Annotated in this window: 11 protein-coding genes; 8 read left to right on the top strand and 3 right to left on the bottom strand. The window is 39.2% G+C overall.

Annotation, left to right across the window (positions count from 1 at the left end):
- Positions 1-107: 107 nt before the first annotated feature.
- The 6 genes from IQ259_RS01115 (at position 108) to IQ259_RS01090 (ending at position 12,626) form a co-directional block, all read left to right on the top strand.
- Entirely contained in the window at positions 108-476 is a 369-nt protein-coding gene (locus tag IQ259_RS01115) for a CTB family bacteriocin (protein WP_339383882.1), read from the top strand.
- Positions 477-1,465: 989 nt separating this feature from the next.
- On the top strand, positions 1,466-3,286 hold the full coding sequence (locus tag IQ259_RS01110; protein ID WP_193879582.1) for an HlyD family efflux transporter periplasmic adaptor subunit: 1,821 nt from the start codon (positions 1,466-1,468) through the stop codon (positions 3,284-3,286).
- A 323-nt stretch (positions 3,287-3,609) separates the two neighbouring features.
- Positions 3,610-5,778, top strand: coding sequence for a peptidase domain-containing ABC transporter (locus IQ259_RS01105; RefSeq protein WP_193879580.1), 2,169 nt, complete (start codon positions 3,610-3,612; stop codon positions 5,776-5,778).
- A gap of 30 nt (positions 5,779-5,808) precedes the next feature.
- Entirely contained in the window at positions 5,809-6,123 is a 315-nt protein-coding gene (locus IQ259_RS01100) for a hypothetical protein (protein WP_193879578.1), read from the top strand.
- Positions 6,124-6,308: 185 nt separating this feature from the next.
- Positions 6,309-6,527, top strand: coding sequence for a hypothetical protein (locus IQ259_RS01095; protein ID WP_193879576.1), 219 nt, complete (start codon positions 6,309-6,311; stop codon positions 6,525-6,527).
- 747 nt (positions 6,528-7,274) lie between these two features.
- Positions 7,275-12,626: an AAA family ATPase gene (locus tag IQ259_RS01090; RefSeq protein WP_193879573.1), complete on the top strand. Its 5,352-nt coding sequence runs from the start codon at positions 7,275-7,277 to the stop codon at positions 12,624-12,626.
- A 122-nt stretch (positions 12,627-12,748) separates the two neighbouring features.
- Here the strand turns inward: IQ259_RS01090 and IQ259_RS01085 are convergent, their stop codons facing one another.
- Complete coding sequence (locus IQ259_RS01085; RefSeq protein WP_228014277.1) at positions 12,749-13,498, bottom strand: DUF3226 domain-containing protein; 750 nt, start codon at positions 13,496-13,498, stop codon at positions 12,749-12,751.
- Between the two features lie 13 nt (positions 13,499-13,511).
- On the bottom strand, positions 13,512-14,660 hold the full coding sequence (locus tag IQ259_RS01080) for an ATP/GTP-binding protein (RefSeq protein ID WP_193879570.1): 1,149 nt from the start codon (positions 14,658-14,660) through the stop codon (positions 13,512-13,514).
- A gap of 329 nt (positions 14,661-14,989) precedes the next feature.
- Here IQ259_RS01080 and IQ259_RS01075 point away from each other — a divergent pair, with 329 nt between their 5' ends.
- Entirely contained in the window at positions 14,990-15,364 is a 375-nt protein-coding gene (locus tag IQ259_RS01075) for a hypothetical protein (RefSeq protein ID WP_193879569.1), read from the top strand.
- Positions 15,365-15,541: 177 nt separating this feature from the next.
- A complete protein-coding gene (uvrC, locus tag IQ259_RS01070; RefSeq protein WP_193879568.1) occupies positions 15,542-17,422 on the top strand; it encodes an excinuclease ABC subunit UvrC in 1,881 nt (626 codons plus the stop codon).
- A 14-nt stretch (positions 17,423-17,436) separates the two neighbouring features.
- Here uvrC and IQ259_RS01065 read toward each other — a convergent pair whose 3' ends face one another.
- Positions 17,437-18,141 carry a hypothetical protein gene (locus IQ259_RS01065; protein ID WP_228014276.1) on the bottom strand — a complete coding sequence of 235 codons (705 nt, stop codon included), beginning with the start codon at positions 18,139-18,141 and terminating at the stop codon, positions 17,437-17,439.
- Positions 18,142-18,314 lie beyond the last annotated feature (173 nt).

Here is an 18,314-nt window from a genome sequence, read left to right as displayed (position 1 = left end):
TTTTTTCTTTGAAAATCAGCATGTATGGATTCTAGACAAAAGACGGCATATATGCGTTAATCACTAGAATTCTTTGCTGATTTATTACGTAAGTGAGGCTAACAATCGTGTCACATCTAATGATCACGTCTGAGTTATATGTTGGACTATCTGATAATCAACAAGAGGTTGTAACTGGTGGTGCAGACTTTGAGTTGGCTGGGAGCAATTACGCCAATAGATTATCTAATTTACAAGGCTTTACTACTTCTGGCCCCAATGGTAGCGTTGCTAATTCTATGGGTACAACGTCAGCAGTCAATACCGCCGCACAAGATTTTTTGGGATTAGGCGCACCATCCGTACCTACAATTGGTGCTTTGGGTGCGGCTGCAATTCCCGGCGTAGAATCTGGCACACTAGGTGCTTCCATACCAGAGGTAGGCGCAGGCGGTGAAGCTCCAATAGGCAATCTTTTAAAGAGTTGCCACAAGTAACTCGAAAAATTCAACTATCATCCCCTGATGGAATCTGCAATTGACTAATTTAAATATTAGCTCAATCAAGGTTTTGGGTGATGGAGTTGAGCAATTTGGTTACTGTAATCTGATGTTTGGGAACTTTAGCTAGATGGAATTTCAGAATTTTCTTGGTTTATCTCTGGAATCTCATCACAGTTCTGTAGTGCTACCTTGAAATAGCTAAAACAGAGCATCTAGCCTAGATTAGTTAGTCGGGATTTGTGATTGCATGGTTGGCTCTTTTTTACTACTGTTTTCAAATAAAAGAGTCATAATTTTTTCACCTTTAAACTTAATTTTGGGAATTATTGTTCCCGAATTAAGAAGAGGGGAGAGGAGATAGTTACTACTCACTCAACGTAAGTGAGGTCTTTGAGGGAGTCTGAACATTCTCCTCTATTTTCTCTCCGCATTACCCACGTTAGAGATGTGAGAAAAGTTATTGCTGTGCTTGGCACACACTTTTCTCTTCCCCCATAACTGATTATAAAGGATTATTGGTGATGATGTTTGCCGCTTTTTATAAAGGTAGTTTTTGTCAGAATTTCTCTGAGCGATCGCCTGATTACTAAAATCTGGAATTTGCTTGTTGATTGCTGCTTTTGCCGTGAATAATCTGCTAATTTCCCGACTATTCCTTTTGACTTATTCCCAAAGAAAAGATGAGAGAATCAATGCTAAAAAATGAAATTTAATCCTAGCCTGAAGCAAGCCGTTAAAAGCATCTACATACTTTATAAGTAGAAAGGTGCAAATAAACCGAACTATGTAACGGAACGTAAATTAGCTTGAAAACCTCTTTCCTTCTGCCCTTCGGGTTCAGCAGTTGCTCATGGGGGAAACCCCCAAGACCGCACTGCTTCACCTTCTGCCCTCTGCCTCCTGCCTTGTCATAACGACAATTTTTAACCTACTTAGTTCACACTTCAGTTTATACATCAACTTCAAACACAAGGTGCAGTACAGTGAATTCTTTAGACGCTCAGGAAAATTATACTGATAATAATTTTAATGAACTGATTTCAGAAAAATTACCTGTATTTGATGTTAATGAATTTCTCCCCAGTATTAGTAAATGGATCAGCGTTGCTGGAGGAGTAATGGTCAGTGTTTTTGCCCTGGCCGTGAGCTTATCTTCTATTCTCAATTACAATGTCACAGTTAAAGTTCCGGCAACAATTCGACCTTTAGGAGAAATAAAAGTTGTTGAGTCTGCTATTACTGGAACTGTACAAAAAATCGAAGCTAAAGACAATCAGATAGTCAAACAAGGCCAAGCGATCGCTTACGTTGATGATTCTCGGCTTCAAAATCAAAAAAGCCAGCTACAAAACAGCATTCAGAAGAGTAAATTACAACTAGGTCAAATTGATGCTCAACTTGGTGAAGTTAATATTCAACTTGCAGCCCAGACTGACTTAATGAACCGAACAATTATAGCTGCTGAAGCAGAATTGAGCGGTACTGAACGCAACTATCAAGACCAGAAAATTAAAGCTAGAGCTGAAATGATCCAAGCACAAACAGCTTTAACTTTAGCAAAATTACAAAAAGACCGATTACGAGAAGAAAAGCTCTTAAAAGTAACTGTAGCTGAAACAGAAGCTGCCTTGACATTAGCTAAAGTTCAACGCGATCGCTTCCAGGGCGAAAAATTATTACAATCGACAGTGCAGGAAGCCGAAACAACCTTGAGAATCGCACAAAAGCAAAAAGAGAGATTGCTGCGCGATAAACTTTTAACAACTACCGTGCAAGAAGCAGAAGCCGCCTTGCAAATGGCAAGATTACAACGCGATCGCCTACAGCCGATATTACCATTAGGAGCCGTTTCTCTGAATTTCTTTGAGGAAAAAGCCCAAGCAGTCAAATCTGCTGAAGCTAAATTAGAGCAAGCTAAAGCCAATGCGAAAAATAGTTTAGAAGAAAAAGAACAAGCCGTGAAAGCGGCTGAAGCTAAACTTGCACAAGCTCAAGAAAATGCGAAAAATAGCCTGGAAGAAAAAGAACAAGCCGTGAAAGCGGCTGAAGCTAAATTAGAACAAGCCAAAGCCAATGCTAAAAATAGTCTAGAAGAAAAAGACCAAGCCTTCACAATTGCCGAAACAAACTTAGCTAAAGTTAAAACCGCACTCAATCCGAGTAATTCTCCTGTAACTGTAGCATCAGAACGAATTAAGCAAGAACAGGCAAGAGGTGAGGCTAATTTAGCAGCCTTAAAGAAAGAAAAAGAAACTCTGCACCAACAAAGCATAGAATTCCAAAAACAACTAGACAGCACTCAAAAAGAACTCCAACAAGTAGAAAATGACTTGAGTAAGAGTGTAATTCGAGCGCCGATTGACGGTATTTTACTGCAATTTAAACTACGTAACCCTGGACAGGTAGTTCAACCAAGTGAAGCGATCGCGCAGATTGCACCTCTAGATGCGCCAATGCAAATAAAAGCTAGAGTCCCCGCTCAAGATATTGACAAGGTAAAAGCAGATCAAAAAGTCCAAATGCAGGTTTCTGCTTGTCCTTATCCAGATTACGGCACACTCAAGGGTACTGTGAAAACAGTCGCACCAGATGCTTTAGCAGTGCAGAACAACAGTACATTACCCACTGTACAACCAGCACCAGCTTATGAAGTGACAATTACACCGCAAACTTTATATGTCGGTAGAGGTGATCGCCAGTGTCATCTTAAACCAGGTATGGAGGGACGCGCTGATATAATTTCTCGCCAAGAGACAGTCATGCACTTCATTCTGAGAAAAGCAAGATTAATTGCAGATATGTAATAGAAGTCTGTAGACGCGCAGCGGCTTGCCGCAGGCTAGTTTGAAGTCTGAATTATGAAGTAAAAATACAGAACATAAAAAAGCAGGGGGGAAGGGAGCTCTTAGCAGGGGAGAAAAGCCACCTACAAGAGATGGGGTTTTAACCAAAGGTGAAAGGGAGCAAGGGAGCCTCAACGAAGTTCGGTTTGTACCTACAGTCCCCTCTTCTCCCTGCTCCCTGCCCCCTGCCTCTAATCAATCAAATCTGCCTTTCTTAATTACGTTAGCGCATCGTCTCCCACAGAATGTCATTACGAATTACGAATTACCATAGGTCTAAGATCATGTTTGGTTTATTCAAACGTAAAAAAAACTATCAGTGTGTTTTACAGTCGAGTGAAGAGGACTGTGGAGCCGCTTGTATAGTTTCAATTTGCAAACATTACGGACGCTTCTTAAGCATGACTAAAAGCCGAGAAGCGGTAGGAACTGGACAGTTAGGGACAACCTTACTGGGATTAAAACGCGGATCTGAGACGTTGGGATTTAATACTAGAGCCGTCAAAGCCGCACCGGCGATTATTGACAGAATTACAGAAATCAATCTACCAGCTATTATTCATTGGCGCGGCTATCACTGGGTTGTGCTGTACGGTAAGCGAGGGAAAAAGTATGTGATTGGCGATCCAGCTATAGGCTTACGCTACGTTAGCCGAGAAGAATTAAGCACTGCGTGGAATGGAGTCATGCTCTTACTAGAGCCAGATCCCACTCGCTTTTTTGTACAGTTTCAAGAGGAACAGAAGCATGGTTTAGGACGCTTTTTTCAGCGCGTATTACCTTATCGAGGTTTGCTAAGTCAGGTATTGCTGATCAATATTGTCTTAGGTTTACTGGCTCTTGGTAGTCCTATTTTGTTGCAACTACTTACAGATGATGTTTTAGTGCGGGGAGATACTCAATTACTAACAGTTGTTGTCTCAGCTATTGTGGTGACAAGTTTATTTAGCAGTAGTTTGCAAGTGTTGCAGTCCATTATGATTGCTCATTTTGGCCAACGGTTGCAATTAGGACTTGTCTTAGAGTTTGCGCGGAAAATTCTCCAGTTACCTTTAAGTTATTATGAATCACGCCGCAGTGGCGAAATTTCTAGTCGGCTGCGAGACATCGATGAAATCAATCAGTTAGTATCGCAAATAGTCATTCTTTTACCCAGTCAGTTTTTCATTGCAGTAATTTCTTTCAGCCTAATGCTGTTTTATAGCTGGATTCTGACACTTGCAGTCATGATTGTTGCTTTCTTAATGACTGCATCTACTCTACCTTTTTTGCCTATTCTCCAACAAAAAACTCGCAGTTTATTGGTTTTGGGGGCAGAAAATCAAGGGGTATTAGTAGAAACATTTAAAGGCGCACAGGTAATTAAAACTACCAACGCTGCTCCCCAATTTTGGGATGAATTTCAAAGTCGTTTTGGTCGTCTAGCACATCTAACTTTCGGCACTATTCAAATTGGAATTATTAACGGTACTGTTGCTAGACTAATTTCTACTATTGGTGGGGTAGTTTTATTAGGGCTAGGAAGCCTTTTGGTGATTCAAGGACAATTAAGTATTGGTCAAATACTTGCTTTTAACGCTTTACAAGTCAATGTTTTGAATTTAATTAACCTATTAGTTGGCTTTGGAGATGGATATTTTCGCTCTCAAACGGCTGTCTCTCGCCTTTTAGAAGTAATTGAAGCGACACCAGAAGTAGTTGGTGGTAGTCAAAAACCGAATGTGCAAATACCGGGTGATGCTGATATTCGTTTTTCTCAAGTCACTTTTCATCACGCAGGTAGAGTTGACTTGTTAGAAGAATTTTCCCTGAAACTTCCTGGTGGAAATGTGATTGCTTTGATTGGAAAATCAGGCTGTGGCAAAAGTTCTTTAGCAAAACTAGTCGCAGGTTTGTATCAGTTGAACTCTGGTAATATCCGCATTGGATTTTATAACATTCAAGATATTGCCCTTGATTGCTTACGCCAGCAAGTCGTTTATGTTCCTCAAGAACCTCATTTTTGGAGTCGCTCGATTTTAGATAATTTTCGCTTAGGTACGCCCTATATTTCCTTTGAAGAAATTGTCAAAGCTTGCGAAATTGCTGATGCAGATGGTTTTATTAGTCAACTACCAAATAATTATCAAACTGTTTTAGGAGAATTTGGTGCTAATCTCTCTGGTGGACAACGACAACGATTAGCGATCGCTAGAGGAATTCTCACAAATCCACCTATATTGATTTTAGACGAAGCAACAGCTGGACTTGACCCTGTTAGTGAAGCACAAGTCTTAGATCGTCTTTTAGAATACCGCAAAGGTAAAACTACAATTTTGATCACTCATCGTCCTAGTGTAGTGAATCGCGCTGATTGGATTGTACTAATAGATAAAGGTCAAGTACAACTACAAGGCACACTAGAAACATTTCTCTCTCAAAAAGGAGAGCATTTAAAGTTTTTATCTTTCTAAAAATTTTTCTCATTGTGAGGAGTAAATATTGTGTCTGAAAATAACCAAATTAATAATTCAGAATTATTTATCGAATTGTCAGAACCAGAGCAACAAAGTTTAGCGTCTGGACAAAATTTAGATTTTGGTGGTAAAAGTGATTTTTTCTTTCAGCAAACCAATATTCAAACTGAGGCTGATAATAATTTAAATTCAGGAAGTGAGTCTAGTACACAAACTACTAAATATAATTTTTCCCAAATCACATTGGGAGTTTCTATAACTTTTGGTTTGCCTATAATTAGCTTTAGAGGTAATAAATTGAGTCATTGGATGAATAATTTATTAAAAGAATTGTTTTCATAAGAGTTTTTGAAATTTCAATTGTCAATATCATTGATTGTGTTTACTTGAATATTTTTATTCTACATGAACCAAAAGAAGGATATTTTAATTATTAATTTACAACTAAAGAATAGTTTAAAAAAAATAAAATAGACAATAATAAAAGTATAGGTTTTATACACCTATATAACTAAGTGAGGCAAACAATGATGTCAGCTAAATTCATCACATCTAATTTATTTGTTGAATTATCAACAGAGGAACAGCAGCTTGTATCTGGTGGACAAGCTAATAGACAACCGTTACCTGAAGAACCAATGCCATTGGGTGGACAAGCATCTGATGGAAATGGCTTCCTACCTTACCCCACATATATCTGTCGTCCTGCTGACGACAACGTTGGTGGTGGTAATAACGGCCAATAAATGCCAATAAATATTAAGTTGTTTAAGCTTAAACACAGGGTAATTACCAACATTTTACGGTTCGTATATATTGGGGAGAGACACAGATTGATTGATCATTATTCACTCAAGATAAATTAACTTTTGAGTGAATGTAAAACATCCTTGGTGTTCTCTTAAGGTATCAAATTAATTTACTAAATCAGAGAGATAGCCTTTGATGAAAAGAGCTTAAATATTAGCTCTCCCCTTACTTATGAAAATACAAATTGTCTGAGACAAATCTTGAAAAGAGTGTAAAATCTCAGTTTTAAATTCACCAAATTTTGGTAAATTTAATAGCTTCTTATCCTCATACTTAGTATTTCTAAACCACTGGTATGACCATATAATTACTAACTCGTAATTCGTAATTAATGGTACAAGCCCCTCAATTTATTGATGGAGATAAAAAACATTATTCCTTTTTTCAAGCCCCCGACTTTAGTCGTGGGGTAACAACTACGAATTACGTTAGCGTAGCGGTAGCGAGTCCGCGTAATCCTGCGGAGAAGCAAGCGTTCGGCTGAACTCACGCCGGAGTCTACGCTTTTAGCGTCTCGTAGAGAGCGTCATTATCAATCTTAGCTAAACATCATAATTAACTGATTTTGAGAATGCCTTTTCAAGCTGCATCAGAAAAATTAAGACAGCACTCTTGTCACTTTTAAAAGCGTGCAAACTATACTGGGTAGGCTGGTAAAAATAACTCTGATGCTTAATTAATCTATGATTGCACTGGAAGGGTACAAAATCTTAAGAGAACTTTATGACAGCCCTAATTCTCAGGTGTATCAGGGATATCGAGAGTTCGATCGCCAACCAGTGGTGTTGAAATTACTCCGACAGGAATATCCCCCGCCAGAAGCGATCGCTCGGTTTAAACTTGAATACGAACTGACACGCCGCTTTCAGGTTCCGGGGATTATTAAAGTCTATAGCGTAGAAAGGTATGAAAACAGCTTAGTACTAGTATTAGAGGATTTCGGTGGACAACCTCTGCGGAGTTTGCTACATCAACAGTCTGTAGCGCTTCAGAATTTTCTGCACATTGCGATTCAAGTAGCAGAGGCTTTGGGCGCGATTCACCAGCAACAAATTATTCATAAAGATATTAATCCTGCCAATATTCTCCTCAATCCCCTAACTCAACAGGCAAAAATTATCGACTTTGGGATTGCTACCCTGTTGTCAAAGGAAAATCCTACCTTACGTAACCTGAATGTTTTGGAAGGAACCCTGGCGTATATTTCTCCCGAACAAACCGGAAGAATGAATCGGGCGATCGACTATCGCAGCGATTTTTATTCTTTAGGTGTGACTTTTTACGAACTTCTGACGCAGCAGTTACCATTTATTAGCGATGATCCGGTAGAACTAGTCCACAGTCATATCGCTAAACAAGTAATTCCCCCGCGTCAACTGAATCCTGAAATTCCTTTAGTGATTTCCCATCTGGTAATGAAATTGCTGGAAAAGACGGCTGAGGCGCGTTATCAAAGCGCCTTTGGTTTGCAAGCAGACTTACAGCAATGCCTTGATTTATTAACAAGTACAGGAGAAATCAAACCCTTTCAACTAGGACAAAAAGATAGTTCCGATCGCTTTCAAATTCCCCAACAACTTTACGGAAGGGAACAAGAAGTAACAGATTTAATGGCAGCTTTTGATCGGGCTAGTCATGGACAAAGTGAAGTTATGTTGATTGCGGGTTATTCTGGCATTGGTAAATCAGCCTTAGTTCAGGAAATTTATAAACCGATTACCCAAAAACGGGGATATTTCATCTCTGGAAAATTTGATCAGTTTCAACGCAATATTCCCTACAGTTCCCTAATTCAGGCATTTACAGACTTAATTCGTCAACTTTTAACCGCAACGGAAGTCGAAATCAACCTTTGGCGCGAAAAACTATTAAATGCTTTGGGTGATAACGGCCAGGTAATTATCGACGTAATTTCGGAAGTAGAACTGATTATTGGTAAGCAACCGCCTGTTGTCGAACTACCACCACAGGAAGCACAAAACCGATTTAATTTAGTTTTGCAAAACTTCATTACTGTCTTTACCCAAAAAGAACATCCTTTAGTGATGTTTTTGGATGATTTGCAATGGGCAGATAGTGCATCGTTGCAGTTGATTAAGATGTTAACTACTCAGTTGGATAGCCGATACTTATTGCTAATTGGTGCTTATCGAGATCACGAAGTAGATGCAACTCATCCTCTGCGGAGTACGATCGCTTCTCTAGAACAAGCAGGGGTGAAAATTCACGAACTCACCTTAACACCCCTAGAACTACCACAAATTCATGCACTCCTCAGTGATACCTTCAACAGTCATGATTGGGCTAAGTTAACTCCGCTGGCGGAACTATTAAAGCAGAAAACCAACGGTAATCCCTTCTTCATGAATGAGTTTTTGAAGTCGCTGTATACAGAAGGACTAGTACAATTTGATTTTCAAAAGCGGGAGTGGGATTGGCAACTGACAAAAATTCAGGCGGCGCAAATTACAGATAACGTCGTTGAATTGATGGCGGGTAAAATTCAAAAGCTATCGACAGCAACTCAGCAAGCCTTAAAATTAGCATCCTGTATTGGGAATCAGTTTGAGTTAAAAACCTTAGCGATCGTTCAGAAAAAATTCTTACCAGAGGCGGCAGCTGAGTTATGGGAAGCCGTGGATATGGGGCTGATTTTACCCCAGGGTAACGATTATCAATTATTGCAAATTGGCGATCGCGAAGTAGCAGCAAACCTGACAAACTTGGATATAGTTTACAAATTCTTACACGATCGCGTCCAGCAAGCCGCCTATTCACTCATTCCCACCAAGGAAAAACAAGCAGTTCACTTGCAAATTGGGCAATTGTTATTGCAGAGTGTCACCACCGAGGAGCAAGAAGAAAAGATTTTTGACATTGTTAACCAGTTAAACTTTGGCTGGGAATTGATCACAGATGAGCAACAGCGCCAGCAATTAGCCCAGTTAAACCTGACAGCCGGGAAAAAAGCCAAAGCTTCCGCCGCCTACGAACCTGCTTTAGAATACCTGAAAACAGGAATTGATTGTTTAACAGCATCCTGTTGGCAGCAGCAGTATACTTTAGCTTTATCTCTGCACGAAGCCGCCGTTGAAGCTGCTTATCTAGCTGGCGCGTTTGAATACATGGACGAATTAATCGAAGTGGTGCTACATCAAGCCCGCACCACCATTGATCAAGTGCAGGTTTATGCTGTCAAAATTCAATCTCTCATTGCCAGAGATGAACTTTTAAAAGCCACAAAACTGGGTTTACAAGTTCTCAAACTTTTGGGAACTCCCCTAACGCCTAACCCTGGACAAGTGCAAATTCTCCTAGGATTGTTAAAAACCAAACTCGCTTTAGCTGGTAGACAGGTGCAAACTTTAGCTGATTTGCCTAATCTCACCAATCCCACTAAATTAGCTGCAATTCGCATCCTAGCCAGCATTGCTTCAGCAACTTACCTAGCAGCGCCTAATCTTTTTCCTTTAACTGTGTTTAAACAGGTGGAACTTTCGGCTATACATGGTAACGCTGCCGAATCTGCCTCTGCTTACGCTAGTTATGGCTTGATTCTTTGTGGCGTAGTGGGAGATTTGTCAAAGGGATATGAATTTGGTGAGTTGGCATTGCAACTGATAGAACGTTTTAATGCCAAGAATCTGCAAGCCAGAACTTTATTAGTAGTCAATTGTTTTGTGCGTCACTGGCGAGAACCACTCCTGAATACCATTGCTCCACTACAAGCAGCCTTTCAAATTGGGCGCGATACAGGTGATACTGAATACGCTTCATTTGCTGCTAATGCTGGCAGTAGCCACGCCTATTTTTGCGGACAAGAACTGTTTGAGGTAGATAAGTACTTAGCTACTTATGTAGAAGCAATTCAAAAATTCAAGAAAAAACCAGTTATTGACTTAATTCAAATGTATCGTCAGGCGATCGCTAATTTACAAGGCAAAAATCCTAACCCTTGTGAGTTGGTGGGAGAATTCTACGATGCAACAAAGACGCTACCGCTACATATCGAGACTAACCATCGCACGGCTGCTTTTACTGTTTATTCTCATCTCCTGACGCTGAATTATCATTTTGAAAACTACACTACCGCCTGGGAAAATGCTGAGTTGGCAATTCCTTATTTAGATGCTGTGGTGGCGTTATTTATTGTCGGCTGGTTCTATTTTTATGATTCCTTGGCGCGGTTAGCCTTAGCATCGACAAAAAATTTAACGGAACGGCAAACACTCCTCAAACAGGTGACAGGAAATCAGAAGAAGCTGAAAACTTGGGCGCAATTTGCACCGAGTAACTACGCCCATAAATTAGCACTGGTAGAAGCAGAATGGCATCGAGTACAAGGAGAAATAGCAGAGGCGATCGCTTCTTATGATCGCGCTATTACTTTAGCCCAATCAAATCAGTATCCCAATGAAGCCGCCTTAGCAAATGAGTTAGCTGCTAAGTTTTACCTTGCCCAAAATAAGCTGAAGGTGGCGCAAGGATATATGCAGGATGCTTGCTATCTCTATTTGCAGTGGGGCGCAACCGCTAAGGTTAAATATCTCGAAACTCAGTATCCCCAACTCTTAGGGCGCAAGTTAGAAAGAATTAGCATACCTCATCTTTCCACACAGAACACTAACGCCGCCAGTATCACAAGTAGCAGTGGTTCAGCATCGCTGGATTTAATGACGGTGATGAAAGCTTCCCAAGCTTTATCTGGAGAAATTCAGTTAGATAAATTGCTGGCTAACTTGATGCGAATTTTGATGGAAAATGCCGGGGCGCAACGAGGATTTTTGTTACTGGAAACTAAAGGAAAATTTTTAATCGAAGCCCAGGGAAGCTTTGAACAAAATAATATTCAAGTACTGGAATCTCTAACTATTGAAGATAGTCAGATTCTTTCTGTGGCAATTGTCAACTATGTTATTCGTACCAAAGCTAGTGTAGTACTGAACGATGCCACCCGCAAAGGTGAGTTTATTCGTGATCCATACATTCGTCAATCTCAACCGCGATCGCTTTTGTGTGCGCCTTTACTTAACCAAGGAAAGCTCACAGGTATTGTCTATTTAGAAAATAACTTGACAACGGGAGCCTTTACCCCTGACCGTTTAGAATTGCTAAATGTACTTTCAACTCAAGCCGCGATTTCCATTGAAAATGCCCGTTTGTACACCGACTTAGCGGCACTTAACCAAGCTTACGAACGGTTTGTTCCTCGTCAGTTTCTGCAATTCCTCAACAAAAAAAGCATTGTAGATGTGCAGTTGGGTGATCAAGTACAACAGGAAATGTCGGTATTATTTACCGATATTCGCTCCTTCACTACCCTATCCGAAAGTTTAACTCCCGCTGAAAATTTTCAATTTATCAACTCTTATTTGAGTTGTATGGAACCCATAATTATTAAACATAACGGTTTCATTGACAAATACATTGGCGATGCCATCATGGCTTTATTTGCGGGAAATGCTGATGATGCAGTGCAAGCCGGAATTGCGATGTTACAAGCTTTGGTAACTTACAATCAAGCACGGCAAATGCAAGGCTACTTACCGATTCAAATTGGGTTGGGAATTAATACCGGAACGCTGATTTTGGGAACAGTCGGCGGATTGAATCGCATGGATGGTACAGTAATTAGTGATGCAGTCAACTTAGCTTCACGGATTGAAGGCTTAACCAAAACATTTAACACACCACTGTTGATTACAGACCAAACATTTCAGCGGTTAAAAAATTGCGATCGCTATGACATTCGAGTAGTTGGACAGGTAAAAGTAAAAGGGAAGATGACTGCTGTGACTGTCCATGAAGTCTTTACTGCTGATATTGTGGAAGTTCGTCAAGGTAAGTTAGCCACTACAGAATTATTTACTGAAGCACTTACATTTTACGACAAGCAACAATTCGCCTTAGCTGCCCAACATTTTCAAGACTGCTTGCAACAAAATCCATTAGATCAAGTCGCACAAATTTATCTCAATCTTTGTCAATCAGAGTTGAAGTTATCAACCATTTTTACAGAAGAAATTAAGTTATAGCAGTGTTATGTAAGTGCGATGGCTCACATTGTTAATGTGATGACTTGCATTGTTAATGTAACGGCTCACATGACGAATTTATTTACAGCAGGAAACAAGCAACAAGAAACAACTGTATTGAATTATGCTATTCCTGTAATTTCATCAAGAAATATTTTTACAAGATTTACGCTTTCTAGATTAAGTGTATGTTCATTGAGCCAGCGATTATCCTGTATTGAAACTTGTAAAGTCCTTCCTGGTCTGAGTATACTGCTGATACTTGATATAACTGCTTTATTTTTACCTGCTGGTTTATTTAATTCCCGTAAATCATCTTTACTTAATTGACTCATATCAATACTAGAAACATAATTGAGTGCAAGTTCCAGCAAATCTGGATAGTTTAACTTGGCACATTCAAGCAGAATATCTTCTAAAGTTCCGGCAACAACATTGTTAGGCATAATAAATATGCCGCATCGTGGAGAACTATTTGTAACTTTTCCAAGTGCAGAAGGCAAAGGTAATCCGATAGATGAAATTTCATTAGTTAATGCAGTGAATCTTTCAAACGGTATTTCATTGCTATCAGCATCTAAAACAAAACCTACACCAAAAATTTCAGAAGATGGAATTAAGGCTAAACTCTCTTCTACAGTATTTGCTAAACGTGTAATTCCAATAGCGCTATGTAAAGCAATGGATAATTCATTATTTTCTAAAAAAGTAGGGACGGGTACACGTTTCATTAAATCGTCATCTACAGGAAATGTTTTTGGTACAAGTGGTTCCCAAAATGAATCTAGTGCCGACAATTTAGTTACTCGGCGCAAGCCATAGAGTTTGAGTAAACGAATTAAAAATTCAATATCTTGTGGGCCTTCTGCCACTATATAGCAATACCTAACCATGACTACCTCTAATATCCAGCCCGCGCTCAGAGCGTAGTCTATGCAAAAGATTACCAGAAAATCTTTGTGGTGGTTTACCTTGTGGGTTTAATCGAAAAGCTACAATATTATCTGTACTCATATCTGTTTGTAACATCGCATCAACCGCTTCCAGACTATGAGTTGTGGCAAAAAGCTGTACGTTTCTCCTACAACAAGCTTCAACAAGCCATGAAAATACTCTACTGAGTGCTGAAACATGAATAGATGTTTCAATTTCATCAATCAACAACACACCATTTTTAGTAGAAAAAAGAGTCAGAGCAATAACTAAAGTTCGCTTTAGTCCATCGCCAAATGTATATAAAGGAGCAAAACCTAATTGTTGATGTTCTATATAAAGAGTTGCTTTAGCCGTAGACGTAGATAATATCTGAATATCTATAATATTCTTGTCAAACCATTGGATTATCTCTAAGACTTCTTGTTTACCGCCTTGATCTTCCAGAATTATTTGTGTTAGACGCTCTAAAATAGGTTGGGATGAAGAATATGAAGGAGATACAGTTGCATTATTGACAAAAGGTTTACTTCTTCTCCGCCAAATAAATCGCTCATTTTCCCACACTTGAAATATTTCTTGGCGTTCTTCTACTTCATGAGTAAACAAATCTGTTTGTTCTACTTTTGGATAAGCTATAACTTCTAATTCTAGTCCTGAGCGTACAGAGTCAGTTTCAGTAGTAGAAATATCTTCATTGAATTGCTCATTATTATGTCTTTCTTCTCCGCTACCATAAATTTCTTCTAGTTTTGCTTTCAGCCCAATTATAGAGGTACTACCACCAGTCCTGATCAAGATTTCGCTTTTGTAATCTTCATTATTAGAGGAGTTTATATTTTGCGGAAAAATCCATTTTAATGCGTCAATATCTGGGCGAGGAATAACTAATGCCCTACCAAGATAAACTCTGCGTTGTGAAACTTCAAGCCATTGAAATGGATCAAGTGGATTACATAAAATTGAAATAGCTTCTAGAATACTGGTCTTTCCTGAATTGTTATCACCAACAAAAATATTTACCTGTCCTAATTGAGACAATTCTACCGTCTTCAAACCGCGATATCCATTTATTTGTAGATGGTCGAAGACCTGATTCATGTTGATAATTCCTGAAACTTGCAAGTTTTAACTAAAATAACTAAGTTGAAAATCAATCATATTTCATTGTTATGTAAATGCAATTACCTACATTACGAATGTAAAGACTTACATTGTTAATGCGACAGCTTGCATTACGAATGTAAAAGTTCGCATAATGAATGTGACGGTTCACATTGCGAATGTAACGGCTCACATTGGAAATGTATTTATCTGCAACAATAGCCCACTTTCTCCTTAAATATTATTTTACCGAAAAATTTTATCTTACTGATATTCTTTAAGCTTCAATGGGTACATTAAATATATCTTATACTACGGAAGCATCAATGCCTACTCAAGACACTACACGTCGTTTGTCTCGTCAAACAATTGTTCAAGACACCACCTCATTACACGGTTTGCAAACGATCAACAACTATACAACAACCCGTGCTGATGCCACAGAAGAAAACTTGCAAACAGCTTATCAAACTATGTTGACACTGCAACAAGTTGAAAATGAGAAACTAGCTTTATACCGTGCGGCGGTTGATGCGGCGCGATTAGCAGAGTGGGAATTTCACAATGGTGTGTTAGCGATGAAAGAAGTTGTACGCGGACAATATGGTTCAGATAGTAATCAAGCGCAAGCGGTAGGACTGAAGAAAAAATCAGAACGCAAGCGTCCCAGTCGCAAAAAGTCGGTGGCAATCGCCAGTTAATTTACTTACTTTCAGAATTTATACTTGTGTAATACCAATCGGTAATTTTAAATCGGGAAACAATCTCACGCTAGTGTTCTGCTTTGCGTGAGATAATTTATTTTTAGATTCAGCAACGCCAAATTTATTCTCTAAAATAGAGATAGGTAAAAGCGTAAGATTACCGAAAATCTAATTGTGACAACATCTGCTCAAATACTACCACTGGTTAAAGATCCAGAGCGTCTGGAAAGCCGATTAGCTGAAATCCCGCCGGAACCAGGAGTTTATTTTATGCGGGATGGTAGCGATCGCATTATATATATAGGTAAGTCACGAAAATTGCGATCGCGTGTTCGTTCTTATTTCCGCGAAGGTTACAATAAAAGCGATCGCATCGCCACAATGGCTAGACAGGTGACAGAAATTGAGTTCATCGTCACTGATACAGAAGCCGAAGCCTTGGCGTTGGAAGCCAACTTAATCAAGCAGCACCAGCCATACTTTAATGTGTTGCTCAAAGATGATAAAAAATATCCTTATGTCTGCATTACTTGGTCAGAAAATTATCCCCGAATTTTCATCACTCGCAAACGTCAACTAGGCAAAGAAAAAGATAAATTCTACGGGCCTTATACAGATACAGGTTTATTGCGGGAAATCTTACGCATCAGTAAGCGAATCTTTGCACTGCGACAACGACCACAACCATTATTTAAAGACCGTCCTTGTTTGAATTATGACATGGGGCGTTGTCCTGGTGTCTGTCAACAACTGATTTCACCAGAAGAATATCGCAAAACTGTGCAGAAAGTGGCGATGGTATTTCAAGGACGCACCCAGGAATTAATTGATATTTTGACAGAACAAATGCAAAAAGCCGCTGAGTCCCTAAATTTTGAATCGGCGGCGCGGATACGGGATCAAATTTCTGGGTTAAAATCTCTAACGGCGGATCAAAAAGTCTCCTTACCAGATGATACAATTTCGCGGGATGCCATAGCTTTAGCAACTGATGGCCAAAACGCAGCCTGCATTCAATTATTTCAGATTCGCGCCGGGCAATTAGTCGGACGCTTGGCATTTGTCGCCGATGCACAAGCTGAACCAGGTGCAATTTTACAACGCGTTTTGGAAGAACATTACCAAACTGCTGATGCGGTGGAAATTCCCGCCGAGATTTTGGTACAGCACGAGTTACCCGATGCAGAAATATTGGCCGATGTTTTAACTCAACGCAAGGGAAGAAAAGTTACAACTTTAGCTCCCCAGCGCCAAACTAAGGCAGAATTAATTGAGATGGTGGAGCGTAATGCCCAATATGAATTACAAAGAATGCAAAAATTGGGCGATCGTAATACTCAAGCAATGCAAGACTTAGCTGATATTCTCGATTTACCCGACTTACCCCACCGCATCGAAGGTTACGACATTTCCCACATTCAAGGTTCAAATGCTGTCGCTTCCCAGGTTGTGTTTATTGATGGTTTACCTGGTAAGCAATACTATCGTCATTACAAAATTAAAAATCCCACAGTCACAACAGGACACTCAGATGATTTCGCCAGTTTAGCCGAAGTTATCCAACGGCGGTTTCGCAAGTATAGCGAAGATTCACAACTACAACGCGCCGGAAATCCTGACTGGCCTGATTTAATTATGATTGATGGTGGTAAAGGTCAGCTGTCTTCTGTCGTGGCTGTGTTGCAAGAGATGAATTTGTTAGAAGACTTGCGGGTTGTGAGTTTGGCGAAACAGCGCGAGGAGATTTTCTTACCAGGAGAGTCACAACCTTTACCAACTGATGCAGAACAACCAGGAGTACAGTTACTGCGACGGTTACGAGATGAAGCGCATCGCTTTGCTGTGAGTTTCCATCGTCAACAGCGTAGTGATAAACTGAGGCGATCGCGTTTAGATGAAATCCCCGGATTAGGACATCATCGCCAAAAGCAACTCTTAGGACATTTTCGCTCAGTTGATTATATTCGCCAAGCTACACCCGCACAAATCGCCGAAGTTCCGGGAATTGGAACACGTCTAGCACAGGAAATTTACGATTATTTTCACCCCTCTTGAAAAAGTTTGACTTTTTAGTCATCAATCATTAATCTGCTTAAAATTTCATTCCATTTCTCTTTGTGTATTTTTTGTAGTTCATTATCAGACGATATTAATTTAGAGTATTCCTCAATAAAATCCGTGATAGACTCGATTAACCTTAAATAATATTTAATTGTCGGTAGAATTCCATTCAAAATTACCTGACAACCATGTTCTGATGCAATTTCTTTAATCAGGTTATTAATTTTGTCTAATTCTGATTGCTTAATATCTTTTGACGCAAAAATGTAATATCTTCCAGCATTGTACTTAATAATCTTCTCTCTAGCACGATAGACAATTTGTAAAGTTATTTCTTGACCATGTTTTACTTCTATAGCTTCAACAAGATGATTATTTTGGTCAAATATTTCAATATCTCCAGCAGTCTTAGAAGTTCTATCAGAAGCTGTATGACTGCCTAATTCTTTGAGTGTACATGAACTATATCTGGATACTTCTCTAACTAAAATCTGATATATAGCATAGAAAGCGATCACAGGTAATTTTGAGCCACCAATAGTTTTATAATCATAATTAAAATGTTCTTCTAAAGCACTAACTACACTGTTTATATCTAATTTTTCAGGATTTGTTAATTTAATAATTTCGACTAAGTTATTGTCCTTAGCTAATTTGATCAATTTAAGTAGTAATTTTAATACTTCTTCTGATTTCTCAGGATATTTTTGCACAAAATCAATAATATTTAGAAAAGCTATTTTTAGAAATTTAGGGCTTATATAGCAATCCGGAATGATTCATGAGAAAATACTTAGAAGATAGAAAGGTAGCGCTTGCAACTAAGGTGAGGGTGTAGTGATGTGGATGCAATCATTAGAAGATTTTATCAAAAATAGTAAAGAAC

The organism is Fortiea sp. LEGE XX443 (assembly GCF_015206815.1).
GTDB lineage: Bacteria > Cyanobacteriota > Cyanobacteriia > Cyanobacteriales > Nostocaceae > Nostoc_B.
This window is presented reverse-complemented; position numbering and strand designations above follow the sequence as displayed.

What these genes read in the sequence shown, in the direction of transcription:
- IQ259_RS01090 (WP_193879573.1), top strand. Translation starts at nt 7,275, where the DNA reads ATGATTGCACTGGAAGGGTACAAAATCTTAAGAGAACTTTATGACAGC.
- IQ259_RS01075 (WP_193879569.1), top strand. Translation starts at nt 14,990, where the DNA reads ATGCCTACTCAAGACACTACACGTCGTTTGTCTCGTCAAACAATTGTT.
- IQ259_RS01080 (WP_193879570.1), bottom strand. Translation starts at nt 14,660, where the DNA reads ATGAATCAGGTCTTCGACCATCTACAAATAAATGGATATCGCGGTTTG.
- IQ259_RS01105 (WP_193879580.1), top strand. Translation starts at nt 3,610, where the DNA reads ATGTTTGGTTTATTCAAACGTAAAAAAAACTATCAGTGTGTTTTACAG.
- IQ259_RS01095 (WP_193879576.1), top strand. Translation starts at nt 6,309, where the DNA reads ATGATGTCAGCTAAATTCATCACATCTAATTTATTTGTTGAATTATCA.